General features: G+C 69.0%; 1 pseudogene. It reads left to right on the top strand.

Annotated elements, in window-relative coordinates:
* A pseudogene (locus RVY79_RS19550) lies at positions 1 to 274 on the top strand (MFS transporter); the annotation flags it as partial.

The raw sequence follows: 274 nt of genomic DNA, 5'->3' as shown, positions 1-274 counted from the left end.
CCCGTGAACCGGCCTGGGGCGCGGTCTTTGCAATGACGCTTGGCGTGTTCGGGCTCGTCACGGCCGAATTCCTGCCCGCCAGCCTGCTCACGCCAATGGCCGAAAGCCTGGGCGTGACCGAAGGCGTTGCCGGGCAGGCCGTGACAGCCACCGCAGCGGTCGCCCTCGTTACAAGCCTGCTGACAGCCGCCGCGACCCGCGCGATCGACCGGCGCCGCGTGCTGCTGGCGTTCTCGGTGCTGCTCATCGCATCCAACCTGGCGGTTGCATTTGC

Source organism: Chromohalobacter sp. HP20-39 (genome assembly GCF_033052815.1).
Taxonomy (GTDB): domain Bacteria; phylum Pseudomonadota; class Gammaproteobacteria; order Pseudomonadales; family Halomonadaceae; genus Chromohalobacter.
The sequence above is the reverse complement of the archived record's forward strand: the minus strand, read 5'-3'. Positions and strand labels throughout refer to the sequence as shown.